This window comes from Oricola nitratireducens, from assembly GCF_014904745.1.
In the GTDB taxonomy this organism is placed as follows: Bacteria; Pseudomonadota; Alphaproteobacteria; order Rhizobiales; family Rhizobiaceae; genus Oricola; species Oricola nitratireducens.
On sequence record NZ_JACZCS010000010.1, the window covers coordinates 144,579 to 169,928 of the forward strand.

23 protein-coding genes are annotated in these 25,350 nt (G+C 63.8%); 8 read left to right on the forward strand and 15 right to left on the reverse strand.

Going from position 1 to position 25,350, the window contains the following annotated elements:
* Position 1: 1 nt before the first annotated feature.
* Positions 2 to 1,222, reverse strand: coding sequence for an alanine racemase (locus IG169_RS07195; protein ID WP_193175498.1), 1,221 nt, complete (start codon positions 1,220 to 1,222; stop codon positions 2 to 4).
* Between the two features lie 77 nt (positions 1,223 to 1,299).
* Between IG169_RS07195 and IG169_RS07200 the strand changes: the two genes are divergently transcribed.
* A complete protein-coding gene (locus IG169_RS07200; protein WP_193175499.1) occupies positions 1,300 to 2,544 on the forward strand; it encodes an amidase in 1,245 nt (414 codons plus the stop codon).
* A 433-nt stretch (positions 2,545 to 2,977) separates the two neighbouring features.
* Here IG169_RS07200 and metF read toward each other — a convergent pair whose 3' ends face one another.
* Together metF and IG169_RS07210 are read right to left on the reverse strand one after the other, a co-directional pair.
* Positions 2,978 to 3,895: a methylenetetrahydrofolate reductase [NAD(P)H] gene (metF, locus tag IG169_RS07205; RefSeq protein WP_193175500.1), complete on the reverse strand. Its 918-nt coding sequence runs from the start codon at positions 3,893 to 3,895 to the stop codon at positions 2,978 to 2,980.
* The gene (locus IG169_RS07210; protein ID WP_193175501.1) at positions 3,892 to 4,911 is read right to left on the reverse strand and encodes an ArsR/SmtB family transcription factor; all 1,020 of its coding nucleotides are present in this window, start codon (positions 4,909 to 4,911) and stop codon (positions 3,892 to 3,894) included. The genes metF and IG169_RS07210 overlap by 4 nt, the downstream gene beginning before the upstream one ends.
* A gap of 79 nt (positions 4,912 to 4,990) precedes the next feature.
* Between IG169_RS07210 and IG169_RS07215 the strand changes: the two genes are divergently transcribed.
* Positions 4,991 to 5,329 (forward strand): DUF2293 domain-containing protein, encoded by a 339-nt coding sequence (locus IG169_RS07215; RefSeq protein ID WP_193175502.1) that lies wholly within the window; start codon positions 4,991 to 4,993, stop codon positions 5,327 to 5,329.
* Here IG169_RS07215 and IG169_RS07220 read toward each other — a convergent pair.
* Both IG169_RS07220 and IG169_RS07225 read right to left on the reverse strand, forming a co-directional pair.
* Positions 5,320 to 5,910, reverse strand: a complete 591-nt coding sequence (locus IG169_RS07220) for an MOSC domain-containing protein (RefSeq protein ID WP_193175503.1) — start codon at positions 5,908 to 5,910, stop codon at positions 5,320 to 5,322. The two genes, IG169_RS07215 and IG169_RS07220, sit on opposite strands and share 10 nt — an antisense overlap.
* 22 nt (positions 5,911 to 5,932) lie before the next feature.
* Positions 5,933 to 6,613 carry an SDR family oxidoreductase gene (locus IG169_RS07225; RefSeq protein WP_193175504.1) on the reverse strand — a complete coding sequence of 227 codons (681 nt, stop codon included), beginning with the start codon at positions 6,611 to 6,613 and terminating at the stop codon, positions 5,933 to 5,935.
* Positions 6,614 to 6,842: 229 nt separating this feature from the next.
* On the opposite strand from IG169_RS07225, the gene IG169_RS07230 reads away from it, so the two are divergent.
* On the forward strand, positions 6,843 to 8,021 hold the full coding sequence (locus tag IG169_RS07230; protein WP_193175505.1) for a hypothetical protein: 1,179 nt from the start codon (positions 6,843 to 6,845) through the stop codon (positions 8,019 to 8,021).
* 150 nt (positions 8,022 to 8,171) lie between these two features.
* Here the strand turns inward: IG169_RS07230 and IG169_RS07235 are convergent, their stop codons facing one another.
* Both IG169_RS07235 and aspS read right to left on the reverse strand, forming a co-directional pair.
* Positions 8,172 to 8,807, reverse strand: coding sequence for a pyroglutamyl-peptidase I (locus IG169_RS07235; RefSeq protein WP_193175506.1), 636 nt, complete (start codon positions 8,805 to 8,807; stop codon positions 8,172 to 8,174).
* A 28-nt stretch (positions 8,808 to 8,835) separates the two neighbouring features.
* Positions 8,836 to 10,623 (reverse strand): aspartate--tRNA ligase, encoded by a 1,788-nt coding sequence (gene aspS / locus IG169_RS07240; protein ID WP_193175507.1) that lies wholly within the window; start codon positions 10,621 to 10,623, stop codon positions 8,836 to 8,838.
* Between the two features lie 211 nt (positions 10,624 to 10,834).
* Between aspS and IG169_RS07245 the strand changes: the two genes are divergently transcribed.
* Positions 10,835 to 12,121 carry an MFS transporter gene (locus IG169_RS07245; protein ID WP_193175508.1) on the forward strand — a complete coding sequence of 429 codons (1,287 nt, stop codon included), beginning with the start codon at positions 10,835 to 10,837 and terminating at the stop codon, positions 12,119 to 12,121.
* Positions 12,118 to 13,272 carry a ribonuclease D gene (gene rnd / locus IG169_RS07250; protein ID WP_193175509.1) on the forward strand — a complete coding sequence of 385 codons (1,155 nt, stop codon included), beginning with the start codon at positions 12,118 to 12,120 and terminating at the stop codon, positions 13,270 to 13,272. Before IG169_RS07245 ends, rnd begins: the two co-directional genes overlap by 4 nt.
* Before the next feature lie 4 nt (positions 13,273 to 13,276).
* On the opposite strand, the gene IG169_RS07255 is transcribed toward rnd, so the two are convergent.
* From IG169_RS07255 to IG169_RS07275, 5 genes are all read right to left on the reverse strand, one after another.
* Entirely contained in the window at positions 13,277 to 14,797 is a 1,521-nt protein-coding gene (locus IG169_RS07255; RefSeq protein WP_193175510.1) for a Ppx/GppA family phosphatase, read from the reverse strand.
* 29 nt (positions 14,798 to 14,826) lie between these two features.
* Positions 14,827 to 16,998 (reverse strand): RNA degradosome polyphosphate kinase, encoded by a 2,172-nt coding sequence (locus IG169_RS07260; RefSeq protein ID WP_246717211.1) that lies wholly within the window; start codon positions 16,996 to 16,998, stop codon positions 14,827 to 14,829.
* 125 nt (positions 16,999 to 17,123) lie between these two features.
* Positions 17,124 to 17,822: an HdaA/DnaA family protein gene (locus IG169_RS07265; protein ID WP_193175512.1), complete on the reverse strand. Its 699-nt coding sequence runs from the start codon at positions 17,820 to 17,822 to the stop codon at positions 17,124 to 17,126.
* Positions 17,823 to 17,858: 36 nt separating this feature from the next.
* A complete protein-coding gene (locus IG169_RS07270) occupies positions 17,859 to 18,977 on the reverse strand; it encodes an AI-2E family transporter (protein ID WP_193175513.1) in 1,119 nt (372 codons plus the stop codon).
* A gap of 1 nt (position 18,978) precedes the next feature.
* On the reverse strand, positions 18,979 to 19,563 hold the full coding sequence (locus tag IG169_RS07275) for a CDP-alcohol phosphatidyltransferase family protein (protein ID WP_193175514.1): 585 nt from the start codon (positions 19,561 to 19,563) through the stop codon (positions 18,979 to 18,981).
* A 142-nt stretch (positions 19,564 to 19,705) separates the two neighbouring features.
* Here IG169_RS07275 and purM point away from each other — a divergent pair, with 142 nt between their 5' ends.
* Both purM and purN read left to right on the forward strand, forming a co-directional pair.
* The gene (gene purM / locus IG169_RS07280; RefSeq protein WP_193175515.1) at positions 19,706 to 20,788 is read left to right on the forward strand and encodes a phosphoribosylformylglycinamidine cyclo-ligase; all 1,083 of its coding nucleotides are present in this window, start codon (positions 19,706 to 19,708) and stop codon (positions 20,786 to 20,788) included.
* A complete protein-coding gene (purN, locus tag IG169_RS07285) occupies positions 20,785 to 21,369 on the forward strand; it encodes a phosphoribosylglycinamide formyltransferase (RefSeq protein ID WP_193175516.1) in 585 nt (194 codons plus the stop codon). The genes purM and purN overlap by 4 nt, the downstream gene beginning before the upstream one ends.
* Before the next feature lie 29 nt (positions 21,370 to 21,398).
* Here purN and IG169_RS07290 read toward each other — a convergent pair whose 3' ends face one another.
* The 3 genes from IG169_RS07290 to IG169_RS07300 all read right to left on the reverse strand — a co-directional run bounded on the left by IG169_RS07290 (position 21,399) and on the right by IG169_RS07300 (position 24,714).
* Complete coding sequence (locus IG169_RS07290) at positions 21,399 to 22,052, reverse strand: cytochrome b/b6 domain-containing protein (RefSeq protein ID WP_193175517.1); 654 nt, start codon at positions 22,050 to 22,052, stop codon at positions 21,399 to 21,401.
* Positions 22,052 to 23,692 (reverse strand): tetrathionate reductase family octaheme c-type cytochrome, encoded by a 1,641-nt coding sequence (locus IG169_RS07295; RefSeq protein WP_193175518.1) that lies wholly within the window; start codon positions 23,690 to 23,692, stop codon positions 22,052 to 22,054. Before IG169_RS07295 ends, IG169_RS07290 begins: the two co-directional genes overlap by 1 nt.
* A 119-nt stretch (positions 23,693 to 23,811) precedes the next feature.
* On the reverse strand, positions 23,812 to 24,714 hold the full coding sequence (locus IG169_RS07300; protein WP_193175519.1) for a hydrogen peroxide-inducible genes activator: 903 nt from the start codon (positions 24,712 to 24,714) through the stop codon (positions 23,812 to 23,814).
* A 114-nt stretch (positions 24,715 to 24,828) separates the two neighbouring features.
* On the opposite strand from IG169_RS07300, the gene IG169_RS07305 reads away from it, so the two are divergent.
* The coding region (locus tag IG169_RS07305) for a peroxiredoxin (protein ID WP_193175520.1) at positions 24,829 to 25,350 on the forward strand (522 nt) is incomplete at its 3' end.

A 25,350-nucleotide genomic window follows, 5' to 3' on the forward strand; every position in this document is an offset into this window, starting at 1 on the left:
TTCAGTCCGCCATGGTTTCGAGACTGGCGAAGCTTTCCGGCGCGTCTCCGGCGTCGAACGGCTCGTCGATCTCGACGAAGGTATCGGGATAGAAGCCGTTGAAGCGGGTCCTCAACGCCATCGAATAGGCGCCGATATGGCCGATCTCGATCCAGTCGCCGGTATCGACGGTTTCCGGAAGGTAGAAAGGCCGGGTCAGGATATCGACGGAATCGCAGGTCGCGCCGCAGACCTTGAACGGCACGATATTGGAAGGATCGCCGTTGCGGCGGCGAATGTTGGGATCGGGAATGAAGCGGGCGGGCAGCGTGATCTTGCCGGTCCAGGAGTCCGACAGGGAGGCCCAGATCCCGTCATTGATGTAGAGCCGCCTGCCCTTGCGCAGGAGCACGCGCACGATCAGCGAAAAGGCGCGCGCGACGATCACCCGGCCGGGCTCGGCGACCAGCGGCAGATCGGAAAAGCCCCATTCGTCGATCGCCGCCGTCAACCTGCCCATGAGATAATCCAGCGGCGGCGGCGCGGGCGCGTTGCTCTTCGGATCGTGGCGGTATTCGGCCGGAAAGCCGCCGCCGACATCGAGACCGGCGAGTGGCACGCCTGCCCGGTTGCGTACCCAGTCGGCGGAGGCGAGCGCCTTTTCGTAGGTTTCGGTCTCCTCGACCTGACTGCCGACATGAAAGCAGATGCCGGTCTTGAAGCCGATCCCGTGCAGGCGCTGCAGCAGTTCCACCGCATGGCCGGGCGCGGCGCCGAATTTCTTCGACAGTTCGTAGGCCGCATGCCCCTTGGTGGCGAGGCGCACGAAGACCGTCATCGAGGTGTGGTCAATATCGAGCGCGCGGGCGATGCGCAGGATCTTGGCGATCTCGTCCTCGTGATCGACGACCAGCGTGCGGATGCCGAATCTTTCCAGTGCGAGCCTGATGTCCGACTGCGCCTTGACCGGATGCATGTAGAGGAGTTCCGCGTCGGGCGAGAGCGCTCGCACCGTCTCGATCTCGGCGGGCGACGCAACGTCGAAGGCGTCGATCCCGGCTTCGAGAAGTGTGCGAATCACCAGCGGCTCGCCATTGGTCTTGACCGCGTAGGCGGTCCGTCCGGGGAACAACGTCTTGAATTTTTTCGCGTCCTCGCGAAGCACATGCGGACGGAAGCAGTAGACCGGAACGTCCGGCCGCAGTTTCAGGGCCGCATCGCGTGCCGTGGCAAATCGTTCCATGGAAAGAACTCCCTGATTCCTTTCGCCGGGCCGTTACTTGTGGTTAGAGCAGAGATCATCAAGCCGCGCAAAGGGGGATGCCGGTGCTGTCCGTTTCGAAGATCCTTGCCGATATCGCTGCCGGAGCCGACACGCCGGAGGCGGCCGTCGCCCGCAGCCGGGCACTGATCGCGCAAAAGGACGGCGCGCTGCACGCCTTTGCGGCGCTTTGCCCGGACGATGCCGCGGTGACGACCCAAGGCCCGCTGGCCGGTATCGCGGTCGGGGTGAAGGACATTTTCGACACGTTCGACATGCCGACCGGCTACGGCTCGCCCGTCTATGAAGGTTACCGACCGGCATCGGACGCGCCGATCGTCGCCATGGCGCGGGCGCGCGGCGCGCATGTGATCGGCAAGACGGCAACGACGGAACTCGCCTTCCTGCAACCGGCGACAACCGTCAATCCGCACGATCCGGCGCATACGCCGGGCGGCTCCTCGTCGGGATCGGCGGCGGCGATCGCGGCCGGCATGATCCCGGCGGCCGTCGGAACGCAAACCGGCGGCTCGGTCATCCGCCCGGCCGCGTTTTGCGGCATCGCCGGCTTCAAGCCGAGTTTCCGGCTGTTTCCGAGCACGGGCATGAAGACCTTCTCCTGGTCGTTGGACACGACCGGGTTCTTCGCCGCCAGCGCGCAGGACGTGGCGCTGTTCGCCGCGCTGTTGTCGCGGCGCGACCTCACCGCAGATCCGCTGGAAACAGCGCCGCGCATCGGCCTCTATCGCACCGCCGTGTGGAACGAGGCATCCGCCGAGATGCGGGCCGCGGTCGAAAATGCCGCCGCGATCGCCGCGCGCGCCGGCGCGACCGTGACCGAACTGGACGAACCCGCCGACCTTTCGCGCGGCCGCGACATCCACGCCATGATCCAGAATTACGAGGCTGCGATCTCGCTTGGCGACGATCTCGCGCGCCACCGCGATGCGCTGAGCCCGGTTCTGCGCAACGCGCTGGAGGAAGGCGCCGGCATTTCCCCGCCGGACTATGACGCGGCGCGCCGCATCGCGCGGCATGCCCGCAAGGCCGCGACAGGACTGTTCGACACCGTCGACGTGCTGCTGACGCCCTCGGCGCCGGGGGCCGCGCCGCGCGACCTCGGCCAGACCGGTTCCGCTCTCTTCAACAAGCTATGGACGCTGACGGGCAATCCCTGCGTCAACGTGCCGGGACTTGCCGACGCCGCGGGCATGCCGCTCGGCGTGCAGGTCGTCGGCCGGTTCGGCCGCGACAAGCTGGCATTGCGCGTTGCGCATTGGCTGGAGGGCCGGATTGCTGCCTGATTTGTGCCATCTTTCGGAGCCCCGCCCCTCGCAAGAGAACCGGCAACTAATTTTTTTCACAGGATTAACAAACGAAAAAACGCAGGCAGGCGGCACGTTTGGCGCGCTGCGCTCTCAAATCGATTCAATTCATTCTGCAATGCAGCATCGATTCTTCTTGTACGTTCGTATGAGACGCATAGATTCGAAGACTTCACAGCAAGGAGGCTTGCTATGGGACTGACACGGTCTTTCAACCTTATGATGGTCTGCGCTGCGTTCGTATTTCTAGGCGCCCTAGTATTCGGAGTCCTGCCCTGAGCAGGGTCCGGTCGCGGCGATAGCGCCGCCCCCCTGAAAATGTGAAAAACCCGGGCCGTTTTTCAGACGGCCCGGGCTTTAGTGTGATTTTTCAGGAACTTGTTTTCAAGGACTTGTTTTCAAAGGCTTGCGGTCAGGCCGCGTGCAACTCGCCGGCACTGTCACCGCGAATGCCGATCAGCCTGCAGATCGCAAAGACCAGATCGGGGCGGTTCATCGTATAGAAATGGAAGTCGTTGACGCCACGGTCGACGAGGTCGAACACCTGTTCGGCGGCGACAGCCGCGGCGACCAGAGCATGGGTGTGCGGATCGTTTTCCAGCCCCTCGAAACGGTCAGACAGCCAGTCCGGGATGTTGGTGCCGCATTTCGACGCGAAATTGCGGATCGACCCGAAATTGTGGATCGGCGCGATCCCGGGGACGATCGGGATATAGATTCCGGCCCGGCGCACGCGCTCCACGAAACGCTCATAGATGTCGTTGTCGAAGAAAAACTGGGTGATCGCACGGGTGGCGCCATTGTCGACCTTGCGTTTCAGCATGTCGATGTCGGTGGCGAAATCCGGGCTTTCGGGATGCCGCTCCGGATAGGCGGCGACGGAAATGTCGAAATCGCCGAATGCCTTCAGCCCGGCGACGAGATGCGCCGCATTCTGGTAGCCGTCGGGATGCGGCTGGTAGCGCGAGCCGACGCCGCCGGCGGGATCGCCGCGCAGGGCGACGAAACGGCGGATGCCCATCGACGCGAAATCGCGCACGACGGCATCGACCTCATCGCGCGTCGCATCAACGCAGGTGATGTGGGCCGCCGCCGGCGTGTTGCCGGTATCGATGACCGCCTCGAGCGTCTTTCTGGTTGTGTCGCGCGTCGAGCCGCCCGCGCCGTAGGTGACGGAGACGAAGTCGGGATTGAGCGGGCTCAACCGGCTGATCGTGTCGGCCAGCGTCGCTTCCATCTGCGGAGTCTTCGGCGGAAAGAATTCGAAGGACACGCGGACATCCTGGCCGGAACCGCGATTGCTTGTGACTGATTTCACAAAATTCCTCATGCCACATACTCCAAGGGCGACTGGGTTGACTGTTCTTCTTCGGCGATTTCGATGCGCGGGTCGCTGGCGACCCAGATTTTCACCGTCAGCGGGCCGCCATCGACCTTGCCCGCGGCAAGCGCCTTCGACGGTCCGGGCGTCAGTTCGGCAGCGGTGAACCAGCCCTCGATATCCGCATCGAAAAATCCGAGACGCTGATGGGCATGCTCGTCACGCAGGAAATCCAGATCGTGAGGCGCGAAATCGACGATCACCAGCCGCCCGCCGGGACGCAGCGCGCGCGCCGCCTGGCGGATGGCGGCCGCCGGGTCGTCGAGATAATGCAGCACCTGATGGATCGTGACGAGATCGAAGCCGTTGCGCACGATCGGCAGGTTGTAGACGTCGCCGAGGCGCACTTCAGCGTTGCGCACGCCGGCGGCATCGAGATTGGCGCGCGCGACATTCAGCATGTCGCGGTTGGAATCGATGCCGATGCCGTATTGATAAATATCGGAGAAGACCTCCAGCAGCCGACCGGTGCCGGTGCCGAGATCGAGCATGTAGCGGACCGGCTTGTCGCCGACGAGCGCCACCAGCGCATCCTCGACCTGCTTGTCGGCCACATGGTGCGAGCGAATCTCGTCCCAGCTGGCCGCGTTCTTGGTAAAGTAGGACGATGCCCTGTCGCGCCGCTTCGCCTTGACCTCGGTGAGACGTTCGGCATCGCGCCGGATGGTTTCGTCACCGCTGTCGATGCGGCTCAGGAGTTCCTGCACGAGAACGTCGCTCGCCGCATCGCGGCTGAGGCGGAACAGCGCCCATGACCCTTCCTGCTGGCGCTTGATCAGGCGGGAATCGAGCATCAGCTTCAAATGCCGGGACACGCGCGGCTGGGACTGGCCGAGAATGCCGGTCAGCTCGGAAACCGTCAGATCGCCGTCGGCAAGCAGTTTCAGGATACGCAGCCGGGTCGGCTCGGCTATTGTCTTCAGGACGTCGACAATCGTATCGAGATGGAAACCGGACGTGCTCATGCTCTCTCCGCAAAAGATATAAAGATATGTTTATGTCATTTCCGGATTAAGCGCAAGTTACCCGCGGGCGAAAAAAGCGATGGCGACCAAAAGACAGACGGAGATGGCGAAGGCGCTCAGGGCGCTGGCGCCGATGATTCCGTTCAACGAGGCCGAGGAAATCAAGCAACTCGCCTCGCAGCGTCACCTGCGCGCCCTGCCCGTCTCCGTGGCGATCTGGCTGTCGCTGGTCGCGCATGTGCGCCACGTCCACACCGATTACGACCAGTTGCTCGCCGAGGGCTACGACCGCGACGCGGCGCGTCATTTCGTGATGGACGACATCAATTCCGTGCTGACGCGCTGGCAGGCGACGCGACTGCTCGACGGGGTGGAAACCGAACCAGGCCTGCCCGACCCGGTCGAGGATCAGGGATAGATCCACTGCTCCGGCAGGCGCGCCTCGACCTTCGCGCCCATCGCGATGCTTCCGGGCTTTTCCACCCAGGCCAGCAAGCCGCGGCGGCGCTTGGCGGCCGGCACGAAGGACAGCGCGAGACCGGCATCGTCGGGGCGACCGACATGGCGGGCGATGGACGCGCCGGAGATCCTGCAAGGCCCGTTCTGGAAATCGACCTTCAGCGTCGCGCCGCCCTCGAAGAAGAGCAGCGTCGCCGCCGGCAGCATCGACAGCATCGGGATGCCGGAAAGCGTGATGTTGCCGCCGATCCATTCCGGCTCGATGGTATCGATACCCATTTGCGCGGCGGCTTCGGCGAGTTCGTCGCGCGAAAGTAGCGTGATCTGCCGCTCGTTGCGCATCTCGGTGCCACGCGGATACCACGGTTCGCGGCTGCCGGACTTGCGCGTCAGGCCGGAGTGCAGGTCGCCGGGGATGCCCTCATAGGCGAGCACCAGTTCGCCGGCCGGCTGCGTGACGAATTCGTCGCCGGAGGCCATGAACAGACCGTCGACGGTGCCGGTCAGCTTTTTCGAGGGAATGATATTCGGAATCGTCATGGCAGCCTCGCGATGGATATCGTCACCAGGGAATGGTCGAACCGTCGTAATCCACGAAAGTTCCGGTATCGGCAAGAGTCGTTGCCTCCACGATTCGCAGGATACCGGCCGCGCTTTCCTGCACCGAAATATCGGCTTGCGATCCGCCCATGTCGGTGCGCACCCAGCCGGGATGCACCAGGCGCACCGCGATGCCCTCGCCCTCGAGATCGACCGCCAGGCCCTGCATCACCTTGTTGACGGCCGCTTTCGACGCCCGGTAGGCGATGCGGTCGGACTTCATGTAGGACAATCGCCCCATCGCCGACGAGATCGTGAGAATGCGGGGATTTGCGGACCGGCGCAGATGCGGAAGGAATGCCTGGGCGACCCGCAAAGGCGCGATCGTATTTACGGCGAGGGTTTCGGCGAATCCGGCGAAATCCATGTCCAGCGTGGACTGACGGTCCGGACCGATGATGCCCGCATTGTTGATCAGGATATCGATGGCGCCGGGACATGCGGCCGCGGCCGCGCTGACCGCCTCGGTGTCGGTGACGTCGAAGACGCAGGCCCTGAACCGCTCGGGAAATTGCCGCTGCAGCCGATCGGCGGCTTCCCCGTCGCGGACGGACCCGGCAACATCCCAGCCGAGCCCGATCGCCTGACGCACCAGTTCGGCCCCAATGCCCCGGCCGCAACCGGTCACGAAAAGAGAAGTCAAGGCTTCCTCCCTGTTCAGCAGAATTCAAAGACGACGACTTGCGTTCGATGCCTAACGCGCGCATCCAGTCGCGTCCAGCGGAAGCGCGGCGCGTGCGAAAAGGCTTCGTAAGGCAAAACCGGACGAATATCCGCCCGGGTCTTGCCATTACGATGTGCACGTTGTCACACTGACCGCCACCGCAGCGGCGTAAAACGCCCCTGCCCCGATTTTCAGGAAAGGCCCGTTCATGAACCTTCGTCACCACGCATACAAGGCAACTGCCGCCGTCGCGATCGTTTTCGCGCTCAGTCCGCATGCGTTCGCCGCAGTCGACGCAAATGCCGTGTTCGACGCGCTTGTCCGCCAGATGAGCGCGCAGGGATTCGAAATGACCTCGGATTCCGTCGAGGCGCAGGGCAACGACATCGTCATCTCCAATCTGAAGGTCACGGTGCCCAACGGCAATGACGGTTTCCAGATGGAAAAACTGCTGCTCGAGGACGTCGAGGAGGCAGCGCATGGCGCCTATATCATCGGCCGCATCGCGGCTCCTTCCTTCTCGAGTTCTCGCGAGGGGACGTCGTTCAAATTCGAAGGCGCGACCGTTGAAGGTTATTATCTCGCCGGACCGGACGAGCCCGATCCGATCGCCGCCGCCGGCGTCTACCGCGCGCTCAATATCGGTGCGATCGATATCAGCCAGAACGGCAACACGATCTTCGCGCTGGACGGCATCACGTCGACCATGAGCCCGTACGAACCGGGCGCGACGCTCGACATCGCAGGCAAGGTCAACGACTTCTTCATCGATTTCTCGAAGATGCCCGACCACAAGATCCAGGCCACGATGACGCAGGTCGGCTATCCGCAATTGCGCGGCCGCATCAACGGCAGCGGCACCTGGAACACCGACAGCGGCGACCTCAAGGTCCAGCAGGCCGTCGAACTCGACGATGCGGCGAAGCTGAACATCAACTTCGACATCGGCGGTTACAGCGCGGAACTGATCGCCGCCCTGAAGGAACTGCAAAAGAACATGGAAGGCCAGAGCGACGAGGCCGTCGGCTTCGCCATGCTCGGACTGACGCAACAGATCGAGGTCGGAAAGATCTCGATCGAACTGGTCGACGATTCGGCAACGGGACGCATTCTCGACTATGTCGCGAAACAGCAGGGCACCAATCGCGAGGCCGTCATCGCGCAGGCCAAGGGCTTCCTGCCCTTCGCTCTCGCGCAACTGCAAAACGACGCCTTTGCCGCCAAGACGGCGGCGGCGGTCGGCGCCTTCCTCAGCAATCCGAAGACGCTCAGCATCGTCGCGGCACCGGCGAACCCGGTTCCCGTCGCGCAGATCATGGCAGCCGGCATGAGCGCGCCCGGTTCGGTGGTCGACATGCTCGGCGTCTCGGTCACGGCGGACGAGTAGGCGTCCTCTTCGTCCCGTTTTCGAGCCCGGCGGAGCGATCCGCCGGGCTCCGGACGTTTCATCGTTTCCCGGAAACGCCAAACCGCCCTATCCGTCTGTTTTCACGCAATTCCGGACGGAAAACCGCTTCACACTTTTCCTGGAATTGCTCTAATCGTCGCGGAAGTTCCGGACGCAGGTTTCCAGGATGATTTCCGCGCCGTGTACGAGCGCGCCGAAATCCATCGCGGTATCGGCCACCGCGGCACCGGGCAGGCGCACCGGGCCGACATGGACAAAGCCGCTCATCGCGGCGCCGAGGCCGCGGCAGAGACCGGCCGCGGAATGATAGAAGACGTAGTTGCAGAGATAGCCGCCGGCGTCCTCCGACCATTCGACGGCCAATCCGCGCGATCGCAACGCGTCGGCCATGCCGGTAAGCGGCAGGGTCGACGGGGCATGGCCCGCATCCGGCCGGATCACGGTCCTTTCCGGCTGGCGGCCCGCATTGTCGGGAATGCGCGCGGCGATCTCGTTTCGGGCAAGCGTCTCGAAACGGAACCCCGACGCCTCCTCGGCAAGGCCGAAATGCACGGCGACATGCGGATCGAAGCCGTCCACGGCCTGCTCCAGCGCCGGTATCGTCGCGCCGTAATCGACCGGCAGGACGGCGAAGCGGAATTCCACCGCTTCGCCCGCCAACGGCGGATTGGCCTCGAAATGGCGAATGAGATGCTCGGTCGGATTGACCGGCGCGCCCGGAAAGGGCGTGAAGCCGGTGACGAGGAAGCGAACAGGCGTTGTCATGACGACCCCGTCTCCGCTTCCCGTCCGATCAGTCCTTGGCCGGCGGAACCGACCGCAGATGCAGTTCGCGCAACTGAGCGGGCGATGCCGGCGCCGGCGCGCCCATCAGGAGGTCGGCGGCCTGCTGGTTCATCGGGAACAGCGTCACCTCGCGCAGGTTCTTCGCGCCGACGAGCAGCATGACGATGCGGTCGACGCCGGCCGCCATGCCGCCATGCGGCGGCGCGCCGTAATGGAAGGCGCGGAAGAGCCCGCCGAAGCGCTCCTCGACCGTCTTGGCGTCGAGCCCGACGATGCCGAAGGCCTTGACCATCACTTCCGGCAGATGGTTGCGGATGCCGCCCGAGGCGATCTCGAAGCCGTTGCAGACGAGGTCGTACTGCCAGGCCTTGATGTTGAGCGGGTCCTCGTTCTCAAGCGCGCCGAGGCCGCCGCGCGGCATGGTGAAGGGGTTGTGGCCGAAATCGACCTTCTTTTCCTCCTCGTCCCATTCGTAGAACGGGAAGTCGACAATCCAGGCCAGTTCGAAGCGATCACGGTCGATCAAATCGAGATCCTCGCCGACGCGCGTGCGCGCATCGCCGGCAAAGGACGCGAATTTCTTCGGATCGCCGGCCGCGAAGAAGCAGGCGTCGCCGGGCTTGAGGCCGAGCTGCAGGCGGATCGCCTCGGTGCGCTCCTCGCCGATATTCTTGGCGATCGGGCCGGCACCTTCGACGCGGTCATTGTCCTCGCGCCAGAAGATGTAGCCAAGACCGGGCTGGCCCTCGCCTTGCGCCCAGGAGTTCATGCGGTCGCAGAAGGCGCGGCTGCCGCCCTTCGGCGCCGGAATCGCCCAGACTGCGCCGCGCGGATCGTTGGCGAGAATGTTGGCGAAGACCTTGAAGCCGGAATCGCGGAAATGCTCGGACACATCCTCCATGATGATCGGGTTGCGCAGGTCCGGCTTGTCGGTGCCGTATTTCAGGATCGCGTCGTCATAGGCGATGCGCGGAAACTCCCGCGTGACGGGCTTGCCACCGGCGAATTCCTCGAAGATCGAGCGCATCACCGGCTCCATCGCCTCGAAGACGTCGTCCTGTTCGACAAAGCTCATTTCCAGGTCGAGCTGGTAGAACTCGCCGGGCAGCCGGTCGGCGCGCGGGTCCTCGTCGCGGAAACAGGGCGCGATCTGGAAATAGCGGTCGAAGCCGGAGACCATCAGCAGCTGCTTGTATTGCTGCGGCGCCTGCGGCAGGGCGTAGAACTCGCCGGGATGGATGCGCGACGGCACCAGGAAGTCGCGCGCGCCTTCCGGCGACGATGCCGTCAGGATCGGCGTCTGGAACTCGGTGAAACCGGCCGCGGCCATGCGGCGGCGCATCGACGAGATCACGTTGGTGCGCGTCATGATGTTCTTGTGAAGCGTCTCGCGGCGCAGGTCGAGGAAGCGGTAGGTCAGGCGGATATCCTCGGGATAGTCCGGCTCGCCGAAAACCGGCAGCGGCAGCTCGCGGGCTTCCGACAGGATTTCCATCTCGCGCGCGAAGATCTCGATCTCGCCGGTGGGCAGATTCGGGTTCACGGTATCGCCGGTCCGCGGCTTGACCTCGCCGTCGATGCGGATGACCCATTCGCCGCGCACCTTTTCCGCCGTCTTGAAGCAGGGAGAATCGGGATCGGCGACGACCTGGGTCAGTCCGAAATGATCGCGCAGGTCGATGAACAGCAAGCCGCCGTGGTCGCGCACGCGGTGGACCCAGCCGGAAAGCCGGACAGTCGAGCCTGCGTCCGTTTTGCGGAGGGCTCCGCATGTGTGGCTGCGGTAACGATGCATTGGTATTCGCCTTTGTCAGCTTGGCGCGGCGGGCGCGCCGCATTGTCGTGGTGCGGGAAATCGCGCGGAAAAGCGCACGGGCGGCATGATTTGTCAAGGCAAGCGGCGGCCGAGGTCCGCCCGGCGCGCCCCGATGTCGCAAATGCCGCTATCGCCCTGCCGCGACCGGCGGCATAGTGGATGGAATCATCCCTGTTCCACCCCGAGTTTCATGCCCTCCATCCGTCCCCTCGTGCCGCTTCTGATCGCCGCCGGCATCCTGCTTGCCGGAAACGGGGTGCAGGGCACGCTGATCGCCGTGCGCGGCGCAGAGGAAGGCTTCTCGGCGGGCCTGATCGGACTGATGGGCACGGCCTATTTCGGCGGCTTTCTGCTCGGCTGCCTCTATATCGCGCGAATCCTGCGCAATGTCGGCCATATCCGCACTTTCTCGGCGCTCGCCGCCCTCGCCTCGGCCGTCTCGCTGATCCTGGTGCTGGTTCCCGACGGCACGGTCTGGCTGGCGGTGCGCTTCATCAGCGGGTTCTGCTTTTCGGGCCTGTTCACGACGACCGAGAGCTGGCTCAATTCCGGTGTCAGCAACGAGAACCGCGGCCGCGTGCTGTCGGTCTATCGCATTATCGACATCGCGGCGGTGACCGGTTCGCAATATCTGATCCCGGCGGTCGGCTCGGGCGGCTTCGCCATCTTCGCCATCGTTTCGATGATGATCTCGCTGTCGCTGGTGCCGGTGTCGCTTGCCGACCGCTCCAGCCCGAAAGCGCCCGAGGACATCAAGCTCGACCTCGCCGGCGTCTGGCGGATTTCGCCGATCGCGGCCATCGGCTGTATCGCGATCGGCATCACCAACAGTTCCTTCCGCATGATCGGCCCGATTTACGTGCAGGAGACCGGCTTCGGCATCGCCGAAGTCGCCACCTTCATGAGCGCGGGAATCGTCGGCGGCATCGTCCTGCAATATCCGCTCGGCTGGCTGTCCGACCGCTGGGACCGGCGGCATGTGCTGATGCTGTCGACATCGGGCGCCGTCATCTCGGCGCTGGCGATCTCGTCGTTCGCCGGCAATTCGCTGGCGCTCAATCTCGCCGGTGTGCTTGCCTTCGGCGCCTTCGCCATGCCGCTCTATTCGCTGTCGGCGGCGCATGCCAACGACCATGCGGTAAAAGGCAACTATGTGCAGGTCGCCGCCGGGCTGATGCTGTTCTACTCGGTCGGCGCCATGGCGGGCCCGCCCGCCGCCGCCACCCTGATGGAGATGTTCGGACCGCGGGCGCTGTTCGTCTTCATCAGCGTGGTGCACGCATCGCTTTTCGTGGCGACCGCGTGGCGGCTGCACATGCGCGCGCCCGTCCCGGCTGAAAGGCGCGGCCGGTTCACCGTCCTGCTCAGGACATCGCCGGTCATCGCGCGCCTGGCACGCGCCGGACAGACCCGCAAACAGGGCAGCGGGAAACAATCGACAAACCATGGCGACGCCGCTAAAGACCTGACCTCATGAAGCTTATTGATTCAACGGAAGAGCTTTCCGCTACCTGTGCGCGCCTCGCGCATCACCCGTTCATCACCATCGACACCGAATTTATCCGGGAGACGACGTTCTGGCCGGTGCTCTGCCTCGTCCAGGTGGCGAGCGCGGACGAAGCGGTGATGATCGATCCTCTCGCCAAGGGCCTCGACCTTTCGCCGCTGTTCGAACTTCTCGCGGACACGAACGTGCTCAAGGTGTTCCACGCCGCGCGCCAGGACATCGAGATCTTCTTCAACCTGACCGGCGCCGTGCCGGAACCGATCTTCGACACCCAGGTCGCCGCGATGGTCTGCGGCTTCGGCGACGCGATCGCCTATGACCAGCTCGTCAAGCGCATCTCCGGCGCCCATATCGACAAGTCGTCGCGGTTCACCGACTGGCGCGCGCGGCCGCTCAGCGAGCGCCAGCTTTCCTACGCGCTCGCCGACGTGACGCATCTGCGCGACGTCTATGTCGACCTGGCGGAACGGCTGAAGAGCGAGAACCGCGAACACTGGGTGAGCGAGGAAATGGGCGTTCTGACCGCGCCGGGAACCTACGACCTCAAGCCGGAAGACGCCTGGCAGCGGCTGAAACTCAGGGTGCGCAAGCCGATCGAATTGCAGATCCTGAAAAACATCGCCGCCTGGCGCGAAACGGAGGCGCGCTCGCGCAACCAGCCGCGCCGCCGCATCCTCAAGGACGACGCGATCTACGAAATCGCCCAGCAGCAGCCGCAGACGCCGGAGGCACTGGCGCGGCTGCGCTCGCTCAACAAGGGCATCGAGCGCTCGTCGATGGCCGCGCCGCTGATCAAGGCCGTGACCGACGCCCTGGAGATCGACAAGCACGACTTGCCGCCCATTCCGCGCCCGCCGGCCTCGCCCGAAGGCACCAGCGCCGCGGTCGACCTGTTGCGTGTGCTGCTGAAGCTCACCGCGGAGGAACAAGGCGTCGCGCAGAAGATCATCGCGACGACCGACGACCTCGAACAGATCGCCATCCATGGCGAGGCGGCCGATGTCGGCGCGCTCAAGGGCTGGCGCAAGGAAGTGTTCGGCGACAAGGCGCTGCGCACGGTCAACGGCGAACTCGCCATCCGCTTCGACCAGCGAAAACTGTCGGTTATCGACGTCGGTTGAGCGGTTACCGCTCGACGACCAGATTGATCTCGCGGCTGACCGTCTTCGACAGCTGGTTGATGCGCCCGAGCGGACGGTTGCCGTACAATTCCGCGAGACGGCGCGGCAGGACCAGCTCTATCGCGCCACCGTCCTTCTCGCGCCAGACGATGTCGCCGATCACGCCCGGCATGGCAGCAGAGAACAGATAGGCGACCCGGAAGAACGCGCCGAGATAGCGGCTGCGCTCCCATATGCGGTCGGAGGTGATCTTGCGGATTTCCGGCGCAAAAGTCCCGGATTTCAAACCGTCATGGCGGAAATAGTTCGCAAGCGCGATATAGGCGCGGCCCGGATGGTCGACCTGGGTGAAGGATCCGTAGGCGATCACGTTCAGCGCCTGGTCGCCGCGGTAATCGGGATGGGCGCGCCATGAAATATCGGCCAGCCGGCACGCGGCCTCGCGGTAACGCGCCTCGTCCTCGGTCTCGTCGATCCCGAACGCCTTGAAGGCCCTGCCTGTCCAGGCCGCCAGCTCGCGCGCATGGCGCGGCGAACGCGAGCGCAGCACCGACAATTCCTCAGACGCCTCGATCAGCGCGTCGCGCTTGCGGGTCTTGTCGTCGAGCAGGCCGTAGAGATAGCCCTCGCGCACGCCGGCCGACGAAAAGATCACCTTGGCCGGCTTCATGGCCCGGATCAGTTCGGCCAGGACGATCGCGCCGTAGGGCAGAAGCGAACGCCGCGAACGCGACACGTCGTCGATGCCAGGCAGTTTCTCGACATTGTTGCGGCCGACCTTGGTCAGAAAACCGACCGAGCCCGGCGCATCCATTTCGTAGTGGTGGGTGACATGGAGCGGATAACCGGTCGAAGCCATGTGCAGCTTGGCGAGGTTTCGCCATGTGCCGCCGACGGCATAGAAATTGCGTCCCTTGCCGTGTTTCAGGAACCCGGCCGTCTTCAGATCGTCGCGCGCGATCAGCGCCGCCTTTTCCAGATCGCCGCCGGCGCGTTCCGACAGGCGGATGACGCCTATCGGCAGGGTCATGCCGTCGCCGATATCGTCGCCTTTCATGTCGACGATCTCGAGGCTGCCGCCGCCGAGATCGCCCATGACACCGTCGATGTCGCGGAAGGCGGACTGGACGCCATAGGCCGAATAAAGCGCCTCCTCGCGGCCGCTGAGCACAGTGATTCCCTGGCCAAGAATTCGCTCGGCCTCCTCGATGAAGGCCGGGCCGTTGCCGGCCTCGCGGGCGGCAGCCGTCGCGAGGATAACCAGTTTCTCGACCTTGGCCTGGCCGGCGAGAGCGCGGAAGCGGCGCAGCGCGCCGAGCGCGTTACTGACCGCGTCCTCGTTCATGTTGCCGGTCTCGGCAATGCCGCGGCCGAGCCCGCACTGGACCTTTTCGTTGAAGAGCATGGAGGGCGCACGCACGAGGCCCTCATAGATCACCAGGCGAACGGAGTTCGAACCGATATCGACAACGGCAATCGGATGCCTGTTTCGCAGGCGTCCCTGGGCGTCTTCGGTGTCAATCAAATGTCAGTTCCACAACCGGGTCGCGTTGGTCAGACTTCCTTGTTCTCTGCCCTTTTTTTGTGGGCGATCAAACGGGGTGCGGAAGATTTCAACGACTTTCCGCGCCCGGACAGGCTCGGATTGGTCATGAAATATTTCTGGGCGTCGAAGGGCTGCTCGTCTTTCGCCCGCGTCATCCGCCGCGAACGCCCGTCGGCCAGGAGTTCGAAGCTCTGCTGATTGTCGAGCAGGTTGGCAAGCATGATCTGGCCCAGCACCTGTTCGTGCACGGTCGGATTGGTCAGCGGCACGAGCGTTTCGACGCGGCGGTCGAGATTGCGCGGCATCAGGTCGGCCGAGCCGATATAGACGATGGCCTCGTCGCTCGGCAGGCCGTGGCCGTTGCCGAAACAATAGATGCGGCTGTGCTCCAGGAAGCGGCCGATGATCGACTTGACGCGGATATTCTCCGACAGGCCCGGCACCTGCGGGCGCAGGCAGCAGATACCGCGCACGACCATGTCGATCTGGACGCCGGCGGCGCTCGCGTCATAGAGCGCGTCGATGATCTGCGCGTCGACGAGCGAGTTCATCTTGAACCAGATTTCGGCCGGGCGCCCGGCCCTTGCGTGAGCGATCTCGTCGGCGATGTGCTTGAGGATGCGATTGCGCATGAAGCGCGGCGAGACAGCGAGCTGCATGTCGGAGCCGGGATCGGCATAGCCGGTGATGAAATTGAAGACCTGTGCCACGTCATGCGCGATCACCGGATTGCAGGTGAAGAAGGACAGGTCGGTGTAAATCTTGGCGGTGACCGAATGGTAGTTGCCGGTGCCGAGATGGACGTAGTTGCGCAGCTTGCCATCCTCGCGGCGTACGATCAGCGACATCTTCGCATGCGTCTTCATCTCGAAGAAGCCGTAGACGACCTGCACGCCGGCGCGTTCGAGGTCGCGCGCCCAGCGGATATTGGCTTCCTCGTCGAAGCGCGCCTTCAGCTCGATCAGCGCGGTGACGGACTTGCCGGCCTCGGCGGCGTCGATCAGCGCCCTTATGATCGGGCTGTCCTTGGAAGTGCGGTAGAGCGTCTGCTTGACGGCAAGGACGTTCGGATCCTGCGCGGCCTGGCGCAGGAACTGCACGACGACGTCGAAGGACTCGTAGGGATGGTGGACGATAATGTCCTTTTCCGTGATTGCCGCGAAACAATCACCATTGTGCTCGCGGATGCGTTCGGGGAAGCGTGCCTGATAGGGTTCGAATTTCAGGTCATTGCGGTCGACCGAGACGATCTCGGAGACGGTGTTAAGGGCGAGGAAACCGGGCTGGATGCTGACACGCGATTCCGGCACCTCCAGTTCATGCGCCACGAATTCGCGCAGGTCATGCGGCATTTCGTGGTCGAACTCGATGCGGACCACCTGGCCGCGCCGGCGCCGCTTCAGCGCGGTTTCGAACAGCCGCACAAGATCCTCGGCCTCTTCCTCGACCTCGATGTCGCTGTCGCGGATGATACGGAAGGTGCCCTTCCCCTTCACCTCGTAGCCCGGATAGAGCTTCGAGATGTAAAGCCCGATGATGTCCTCAAGGCTGATGAAGCGGAATTTCGAGCCTTCCGTCGGGATCGAGACGAAACGGTCGAGCGCGACGGGAAAGCGCAACAGCGCGTTCATCTGGGCGCGCGACGCGCGGTTGACGAGTTCGAGCGCGATCGAGAAGCCGAGATTGGGGATGAACGGAAACGGATGCGCCGGGTCGATCGACAGCGGCGTCAGCACGGGGAAGATCGTCTGCAGGAAGTGGTCCTCGAGCCAAGCGAGATCGGCGTCGGCGAGCTGCTCGCTGCGCACGATTTCGACGCCCTCGGCTTCCAATTCCTCCTGCAATTCGGCGAGCACAACCTGCTGTTCGGTCTGCAGTTTGCCGGCCTCATCGAGGATGGAGTCAAGCTGTTCCTGTGGCGTCAGGCCGTCATTGGAACGCTCGGTGATGCCTTCGCGGACCTGGCCGGCAAGGCCGGCAACCCGGACCATGAAGAATTCATCGAGATTGTCGGCCGAGATCGACAGGAAGCGCAGCCGCTCCAGAAGCGGATGCTGGGTGTTGCGGGCCTCGTCGAGGACGCGCCAGTTGAACTGCAGCCAGGAGAATTCCCGGTTCACGAAACGCGCCACGTCGTTGCGCATGTCGTCGGCAATCTCGCGCGCGGTTCCGGTTGTCATCGTTCCTGGAAGAATGGCGTCGTTCATGGCGCGTTCAACGTTCCTGTCTGGCGTCTGCGATGCGTTTTTATCTGCGTAATCGCAAATTGGTACCGTTCCATGACACCGCCGAATGCCGGCCGTGCCTAGAAATCGAATTCGTTCTGGTTGTTATCGTACTCGCGAACGAAGGCGGCCGCAAAGGCGCGCGTGATCTTCGCCTTGCGCGCAAGCGACGCTTTGTCGAGCCGTTCGACAATCGCCCGGGCGCTGGCGAGCGAACGCTCGATGCGGCCGGCGATATAGCTGATGACCGAAGCATCGACCGCGATCTGGCGGTCGGCGAAGAGCTTGGTCATGACGCCTACCAGCAATTCGTCGTCCGGTTCGGCGATCTCGACCGTCGTCGCCGCCTGGATGCGAGAGCGCAGATCCGGCGTTTCCACCCGCCAGGCGCCCGGCCAGTGCGCCGATGTCATCAACAGGCTGCCGCCATTGGCGCGCACCGCGTTCATGATGTGGAACAGTGCATTTTCGTCGAAGCCGCCAGGCTCGACACCGTCGAGCAGCAGCGCCTTGCCGGCTTGCGCAGCATCGAGATCGTCCGCCGACAGCTTGTTCGGGTCGCAGGCGCGGGCATCGGCGAGGTCACGCCAGATCGTCGCCAGATGCGTCTTGCCGGATCCGGGTGGACCGGCAAGGACGACGGCGGGTCCCGGCCAGTTCGGCCAGCTTTCGATCAACAACACGGCCTCGCGGTTCGAGCGCGTGACGATCAGGTCGTCGCGCGACATCGATCCCGACAAGCCGATGTCGAGAAGAAGCTGGGAATCAGTATCGGTCATGGCGCAAACGAAAAACTTGGCACTGCGTTCAACCGGTCAGTCTTCGGCGGAGGCGCTTTCGCCGGCCTCCGATTTGCCGACATAAAGGTCGGAGTCGAGGTATCGTTCAAGTGCGAAACGCACCAGGACACCGACGGCGGCGGCGGCCGGAACGGCAACCAGAAGGCCGGTAAATCCGAACAGGCTGCCGAATGCGAACAGCGCGAACATCAGCCAGACCGGATGCAGGCCGACGCTGTCTCCAACGAGTTTCGGCTGCAGGATATTACCCTCGATTGCCTGGCCGACAAGGAAGACGCCCAAAACGACGACAATCATGGGCCAGTCCGGCCAGAACTGCACCAGCGCCACGCCGACCGACAGAACGAGGCCGACCGTGGAGCCGACATAGGGAATAAAACTGATCAGCCCGGCAAAGAGGCCGATGAGAAGGCCGAAATTCAGCCCGGCGATCGTCAGCCCGAGGGCATAGTAGACACCGAGAATGAGGCAGACCGTTCCCTGCCCGCGCACGAATCCGGCAATCGCCTTGTTGATCTCGCGGCCGAGTTCGCGAATGTTTTCGACGTGATCGCGCGGCACCCAGCTATCGACTCTGGCGACCATCTTGTCCCAGTCGAGCAGCATGTAGAACGCGACCACCGGCGTGATGACGAGCAGTCCGGCCACGTTGATGATCGCCATGCCCGACGACCAGATGCCCTGGAACAGCGTCGTCAGGAAGCCGGCGCCCTGCTTGAGCAGTTCATCGACGCTGCTCTGCAGGTTCTGCGGATCGATACCGATATATTTCGCGAACCAGCCGGTCTCCAGGCTGAGATTGGCGAGCATGCCCTGCAACTGCGAGACATAGCTCGGCAAGTGCTTCAGGAAATCGGATGCCTGCGATGCCAGCAGCGGCACGATCACCGCCAGCGCGATGACGAACAGCACGATGAAGGCAAGCAGGATGACGATCGTGGCGGCGAAGCGCGACAGGCGCCGCCGCTCCAGGAAATCGGCGACCGGATCCATGAAATAGGCGAGCGCGAGGCCGGCCAGGAACGGCAGCAGGATGGTCCGGAAGACGAAAATGAAGACGATGAACACGGCGGCCGCGGCGAGCCAGAAGATCGCCTGGCGCTTCAGATGGGCGGTTGAAATATGTTCGCTCATTTCATCCCCTTCCGTCTTCCACCCGGCGGACGGTCTGCGCCATGAGGCGGCCGTAGGCGGCGGCCGACACCGCCGTCAGAAGGACGACCAGCCCGATCAGACCATACTCCAGCGCCGGAAGCGACCATTCGAAGGCGTGCGCGGCCAGGAGCCAGCAGGCAAGCAGGATCAGCACCGTCGTGTTGATCTTGGAGATCATCAGCGGCTGGATGGCCGCCGCGCTGCCCCGCGCCGCCATCATGCCGGCGCCGGCGACGATCGCCACATCGCGCGCCACGATCAGGACAAGCAGCCATACCGGCACGATATCCTGCGCGGCGAAGGCGGAGAATACCGCAATCGTCAGCCCCTTGTCGGCGAGCGGATCGAGAAAGGTGCCGAGCTGCGATTTCTGGTCGAAGTGCCGCGCGATATATCCGTCCACGCCGTCGGATGCGCCGGCGAGCGCGAACAGGACGAAAGCCTGCATCCATGCGCCGTGCAGCATAGCGTGGACTATGAACGGGATCGCCAGGATACGGGCGACCGTGATCGCGTTGGGAATGGTGAAATACACGCTGGCCATCGATTGCTGTTTGACCGTCATATAGAGATGCCTTGTGGCGGGCGCAAAAGCCTTTCTTGCAATGATGGCGAAATTGCTGTGACGGGATCGCGCTGCGCACTGGAAACAGCGCCGCCGCCATGCAATAGACGGCCCCAAACACCCACGTTTTTCGGACGCGACCATGGCGGACACACCGAACACCCAAGACGGACAGAACGGCCTCAGCTATCGCGACGCCGGCGTCGACATCGACGCGGGCAACGCGCTCGTCGAGGCGATCAAGCCGATGGTGAAATCGACCCGGCGTTCCGGCGCCGACGGCACGATCGGCGGGTTCGGCGGCTTGTTCGACCTGAAGGCCGCCGGCTATGACGACCCGATCCTCGTCGCCGCCAATGACGGCGTCGGCACCAAGCTGATGGTGGCCATCGAGGCGGACATCCACGACACCGTCGGCATCGACCTCGTCGCCATGTGCGTCAACGACCTGATCGTGCAAGGCGCGGAGCCGCTGCTGTTTCTCGACTATTTCGCGACCGGCAGGCTCGACGTCAAACAGGGCGCGGCAATCGTCTCCGGTATCGCTGAAGGCTGCCGCCAGGCAGGCTCGGCCCTGCTCGGCGGCGAGACGGCGGAAATGCCGGGGATGTATTCGGAAGGCGACTACGACCTCGCCGGCTTCGCCGTCGGCGCGGCCGAACGCGGGACGCTGCTGCCGCGCACCGATATCGCCGAAGGCGACGTCATTCTCGGCCTCGCGTCGTCCGGCATCCATTCCAACGGCTATTCGCTGGTGCGCCGCATCGTCGAGATGTCCGGGCTTTCCTACGGCGCGTCGGCGCCGTTCGACAAGGAGCGCACGCTCGGCGCGGCGCTGCTCGACCCGACCCGCATCTATGTGAAGCCGGTGCTGGCCGCGATCCGCGAGACCGGTGCGATCAAGGCGCTGGCGCATATCACCGGCGGCGGCTTTCCCGAAAACATCCCGCGCGTCCTGCCCGAGGGCATGGCGGCGGACATCGACCTGTCGGCGATCCACGTGCCGCATGTCTTCGCCTGGCTCGCCGCGCAGGGCGGTGTCGCGCGCGACGAGATGCTGCGCACCTTCAATTGCGGCGTCGGCATGATCGCAGTGGTCGCGCCGGAGGACAGCGAAGCCGTGGCCGACGTGCTGGAACGCGAGGGCGAAACCGTGACGCGCATCGGCGTCATGAAAGCACGCGACGGCGCGCGTGTGAGCTATCACGGGACGCTCGACCTTTGAGCGGCCGCAAGCGCGTCGCCGTGTTGATATCGGGCCGCGGCTCCAATATGGAAGCGCTGATCCGGGCGACGAAGGCACCGGACTATCCCGCCGAAATCGTCGGCGTCCTCTCCGACAAGCCCGACGCAAAGGGACTGGAAACGGCAACATCCGAAGGCATTCCGGCGTTTGCGATCCCGCGCTCGGATTATGCGTCGAAGCGCGAGCACGAGGCGGCAATCCAGGCGGCGCTCGACGAGCTCGGCGTCGAGATCGTCTGCCTCGCCGGTTTCATGCGGCTGCTGTCAGGCGAATTCCTCACGCCGTGGCAAGGCCGGATCATCAACATTCACCCGTCGCTGCTGCCCAAATACAAGGGCCTCGACACGCATACGCGGGCGATCGAAGCCGGCGACACGGTGCATGGCTGCTCGGTGCATCACGTCACCGCCGGCATGGATGACGGCCCGGTGATCTGCCAAGCGGAAGTGCCCGTGCTGCCCGGCGACACGCCGGACAGCCTTGCCGCCAAGGTGCTGACCGAAGAGCACCGCATCTATCCGCTGGCGCTGGCGAAGGTGGCCGAGACAATCGGCGGATAGCCGTTCCGCACCGGCGCGCAGCCGCCTTCTCACGACAACCGGCCGGGTTCGTCGGCTTTCAGATAGGCTTCCTCCTCCGGTGTCAGGTCGATCGTGTCGAAGCCGGTGATCATCGGCTTGACGTGCTGCACGAAGGACTCGCCGGCGGTCAGCAGATAGACATGGACGATGACGAAGGTCGCGATCAGATAGGCGACGAGCACATGCAGGTTCGCGACGATCTCCAGAAGCAATGTCGCATTGGGCTGTTGCTCCCAGAAATTATAGGTCAGATAGACAATCCCCGTCACCCAGATGGCGGGAAACAGGAACAGCTTCAGGGCCAGATAGGTCAGCGCCTGCAACGGATTGTGCTTGCGCCAATAGGCCTTGCGGTAGGGATGATGCGCGCCCTTGAAGATGTCGAAGGCATAGAAGCGCGCCACCTTGAACAGACCCTGTGTGGTCGGCATATAATGCCGCCAGGTGCCGGTGGTCAGATGCCAGAAGATCGCGAAGATCCACAGGACGACAAGCGCCAACGCGGCCGTCGTGTGCAACATCACGGCGGGGCCGAACGGTACCAGGCCGTGCAAGCCGTGCAGCCCCATGCCGGTGAACAGCAGCACAAGGATCAGCAGGACCTGCGACCAGTGCCAGAACCGTTCGAATGCCGGATAGATCTTGACGAGACGCTCAGTCATCACGCGTGCCCTCCCCGGCGCATTACGAGTCTCAAGACGGCATGCCCGATCACGCCCGCGATGGCGGCGAGCAGGATCGCCAGGCCGATCTTGTCGACCGGCCCGCCGGGATCGCGCCCCGGCATGTAGAAACCGGCGAGATTGGCCAGCCGTCCATCCTTCGCGTGACAGGATTCGCAATCAAGCGCCTGCTCCTTCGGCGCAACCATGTGGGTGATCGGCCAGTACATATGGGTGTCGACGAAATCGAACTCGCCGGAATAGGGTTCGCCGACGTAGTCCATCGCCGCCTTGATCGACTTCGACCAGTCGAAATTGGTCCAGAACGCGGTGTCGGTCTCCGGGCCGTAGACATGGTTGTAGACAAGATGGTTCAGCTGCTTGTCATAGGCCTGCCGGCCTTCCATGCGCTTGAACGGCCAGATGCGCGACTTGCCGTCGTCGGGCGAGCCGGAGATCCGGTTGATCTCGACCACCCTGGTCGGATCGATCGTCTGGTCGCCGGTCGTGTATTCGACCTGCCCGTTGAACCAGGCATAGAAGGGAACCACGTCCTCGCCCCACTCGAAATTGCCCTTGGTCGACAGATAAGTGTGCAGATGCTTGCCGTCGCTCTGGACGAATTCCTCTTCGCTGTAAGGCTTGCCGTCCTTCAGCTTGCCGGCCGTCGACCAGTCCCACACCGTCTTGGTGGCGACGCCGCCGCGGGCGAATTCGGGAATGTGGCAGGTCTGGCAGGCGACGCGATCGACGTGATCGTTGAGCTTCATGCCCATGAGCGACGCCGATTCGTGCGGCGCGGTGCCGTGGCAGGATTCGCAGGTCGCAACATCGCGGCGTTCGCCGGGTTTGCCGGTGCCGATCATGTCGTGGGCCGTGACGTTGTAACGGCTGCCCGCCCAGACATGCCGGTTGGTGACATGGCAGTCCGAGCAAACCATGTTTGCCCCGTCCTTCGACATATGCACGTCAACCGACTTGTCCGGATTATAGAGGACCGACGACAGGTCGCCGTGTTTCACGTTGTCGCCGCCGCCACCGTAGAAGTGGCACTGGCCGCAATTCTCCCGGCGCGGCAGGCCGACGCTTTGCGCGGCCATGGCGAGATCGACGGGCTTGGCCGGCGCGCCGGTGATCGTCTTGGCGCCGGCGGGAACCGGCGTCAGCGGCGGATTGCCGGCGGCGTTGTCCAGCTTGGAATAGGTCCCGGAGGTGTCGTGACAGACCAGGCAATCGACGGCGGATTGCGCCTTCGGCGGGCCGTCCGCCATCTTCTCCCAGCCATAGCCGGCGTGACAGCTCGTGCAGCGCGGCTCGTTCGAGGCGACATTGCCGCAAAACGCATTGATCACATGGCTCTTTCCCAGCTGCTGGCCGGTTGTCGGGTGCGTGTAGGTCCATGTCCAGTGGATCGAGCTCATCACCTGTTTCGCTGCTTCGGTATGGCAGGTCAGGCAGGCCTCGGTGACTTCGGGGCCGGAGGCGAAAGGCTTTTTCAGGATTTCAAAGGCCGAATGGTCGGCCGTGCTGCCCGACGCACCGGGCATGGCCGCTTCGTTCTGCGCCTGCGCGCAGGCCGGCGTCGCCGCCAGAAAAAGGATCGCCGCTGCAATCCCGCGCCAATTCCGCCTTCTCCGCATCCAACTTCCCTCTTGTTGAAAGCCGATGCCAGATTAGAAACGATTCCGCTCCAGAGATTTGATAAAGCTCAATTTCAGATATACTTTTTCGCGGCACACCTGCGGCACGTTGTCCCTTGTCACGACGGCAGGTCGTCGCGCGCGGCGCGAAAAACCTCGGCAAGTTGCGCGAACTCGTCTGCACGGGCCGACGTCTTTCGCCAGGCAAGCACGATACGGCGTGGGCAGGCTCCGACCAGCGGCGCCAACGCCAGCCGATTGCCGCGCGTCACGCCGGCGTCGATCGCCAGTTGCGGCAGCAGCGTGATTCCGAGCCCCTCGGCGACCATCGAGACCAGCGTCACAAGGCTGGTGGCGGCGAAGCTGTCATCCTGGGTCGCATGCGCCTCGGGAAAAGCCGACAGGGCGTGCCGCTGCAGACAATGGCCTTTTTCGAGCAACAGCAGTTTCTCTCCGCCGAGATCGCTGCCGGTGACCGCGTCGCGGTTCGCCAGCTTGTGGTCGAGCGGTGTGGCGAGCTGGTAATTGTCGTCGAACAGTTCCAGCGTTTCCAGCCCCTCGATGGCGAAGGGCAGCGCGATCAGGATCGCATCCAGCCGCCCGGCCTTCAGCCCGGCGATCAGCGATTCCGTCAGTTCCTCGCGAAAATAGAACCGCAGGTCGGGGAACGCCGCGCGCACCCTCGGCATGACCTTCGGCACCAGGAAGGGACCGACGGTGGGAATGGCGCCAAGCCGCAGGTCGCCGCGAAACGCACCGGAATGGCGCTTCGCCGCTTCGACGAGGTCGGAGGCGTCTGCCAGCAACTGACGTGCGCGATCCGCGATCTCGCCGCCGACGGGTGTCAGCAGCACCGACCGCTTGGAACGTTCGGCCAGCGACACGCCGAGGATCGCCTCCAGTTCCTTGATGCCGTTCGATAGCGTCGACTGGGTGACATGGCAGCTCTCCGCCGCATGGCCGAAATGCAGTTCGTCGGCCAGCGCGACCAGAAAACGCAGCTGTTGCAGGCTCGGCAGCATCGCACACCTATCATTCAATAATTCGATTATTGTGAGAAGAATAATTCGTTTCAAAAATCGTTCAAGGGAGACCATATCCGTTCTGCAACCAACGCAAGTTGAAGGAACGAAACAATGACTGACACCATCGAACTGAAAGGGCCGCGGCTCAACGAACCTGCTCCCGACTTCAAGGCACTGACCACCGACGGCGAAAAATCACTCGCCGATTACAAGGGCAAGTGGCTGATCCTGTTCTCGCACCCGGCCGATTTCACACCGGTCTGCACGACCGAGTTCATCGCCTTCGCCAAGCGCCAAGACGACTTCAAGGCCAAAGGCGTCGAGCTGCTCGGCCTGTCGATCGACAGCCACTATTCGCACATCGCGTGGGTGCTCTCGATCAAGGAGAAATTCGGCGTCGAAATCGGTTTCCCGATCATCGCGGACCTGAACATGAAGGTCGCCAATGCCTATGGCATGATCCAGCCCGGCGCCTCCGACACGGCCGCCGTGCGCGCCACCTTCATCATCGACCCGAACGGCGTGCTGCGTGCCATGGTCTACTACCCGATGAATGCGGGCCGGTCCGTCGATGAGATCCATCGCCTCGTCGTGGCGCTGCAGACTGCCGACGCCAACAAGTGCGCGATGCCG

Coding starts and splice junctions, on each gene's coding strand:
- IG169_RS07195 (WP_193175498.1), bottom strand. CDS start 1,222: ATGGAACGATTTGCCACGGCACGCGATGCGGCCCTGAAACTGCGGCCG.
- IG169_RS07200 (WP_193175499.1), top strand. CDS start 1,300: ATGCCGGTGCTGTCCGTTTCGAAGATCCTTGCCGATATCGCTGCCGGA.
- metF (WP_193175500.1), bottom strand. CDS start 3,895: ATGAGGAATTTTGTGAAATCAGTCACAAGCAATCGCGGTTCCGGCCAG.
- IG169_RS07210 (WP_193175501.1), bottom strand. CDS start 4,911: ATGAGCACGTCCGGTTTCCATCTCGATACGATTGTCGACGTCCTGAAG.
- IG169_RS07215 (WP_193175502.1), top strand. CDS start 4,991: ATGGCGACCAAAAGACAGACGGAGATGGCGAAGGCGCTCAGGGCGCTG.
- IG169_RS07220 (WP_193175503.1), bottom strand. CDS start 5,910: ATGACGATTCCGAATATCATTCCCTCGAAAAAGCTGACCGGCACCGTC.
- IG169_RS07230 (WP_193175505.1), top strand. CDS start 6,843: ATGAACCTTCGTCACCACGCATACAAGGCAACTGCCGCCGTCGCGATC.
- IG169_RS07235 (WP_193175506.1), bottom strand. CDS start 8,807: ATGACAACGCCTGTTCGCTTCCTCGTCACCGGCTTCACGCCCTTTCCG.
- aspS (WP_193175507.1), bottom strand. CDS start 10,623: ATGCATCGTTACCGCAGCCACACATGCGGAGCCCTCCGCAAAACGGAC.
- IG169_RS07245 (WP_193175508.1), top strand. CDS start 10,835: ATGCCCTCCATCCGTCCCCTCGTGCCGCTTCTGATCGCCGCCGGCATC.
- rnd (WP_193175509.1), top strand. CDS start 12,118: ATGAAGCTTATTGATTCAACGGAAGAGCTTTCCGCTACCTGTGCGCGC.
- IG169_RS07260 (WP_246717211.1), bottom strand. CDS start 16,998: ATGACAACCGGAACCGCGCGCGAGATTGCCGACGACATGCGCAACGAC.
- IG169_RS07265 (WP_193175512.1), bottom strand. CDS start 17,822: ATGACCGATACTGATTCCCAGCTTCTTCTCGACATCGGCTTGTCGGGA.
- IG169_RS07270 (WP_193175513.1), bottom strand. CDS start 18,977: ATGAGCGAACATATTTCAACCGCCCATCTGAAGCGCCAGGCGATCTTC.
- IG169_RS07275 (WP_193175514.1), bottom strand. CDS start 19,563: ATGACGGTCAAACAGCAATCGATGGCCAGCGTGTATTTCACCATTCCC.
- purM (WP_193175515.1), top strand. CDS start 19,706: ATGGCGGACACACCGAACACCCAAGACGGACAGAACGGCCTCAGCTAT.
- IG169_RS07290 (WP_193175517.1), bottom strand. CDS start 22,052: ATGACTGAGCGTCTCGTCAAGATCTATCCGGCATTCGAACGGTTCTGG.
- IG169_RS07295 (WP_193175518.1), bottom strand. CDS start 23,692: ATGCGGAGAAGGCGGAATTGGCGCGGGATTGCAGCGGCGATCCTTTTT.
- IG169_RS07300 (WP_193175519.1), bottom strand. CDS start 24,714: ATGCTGCCGAGCCTGCAACAGCTGCGTTTTCTGGTCGCGCTGGCCGAC.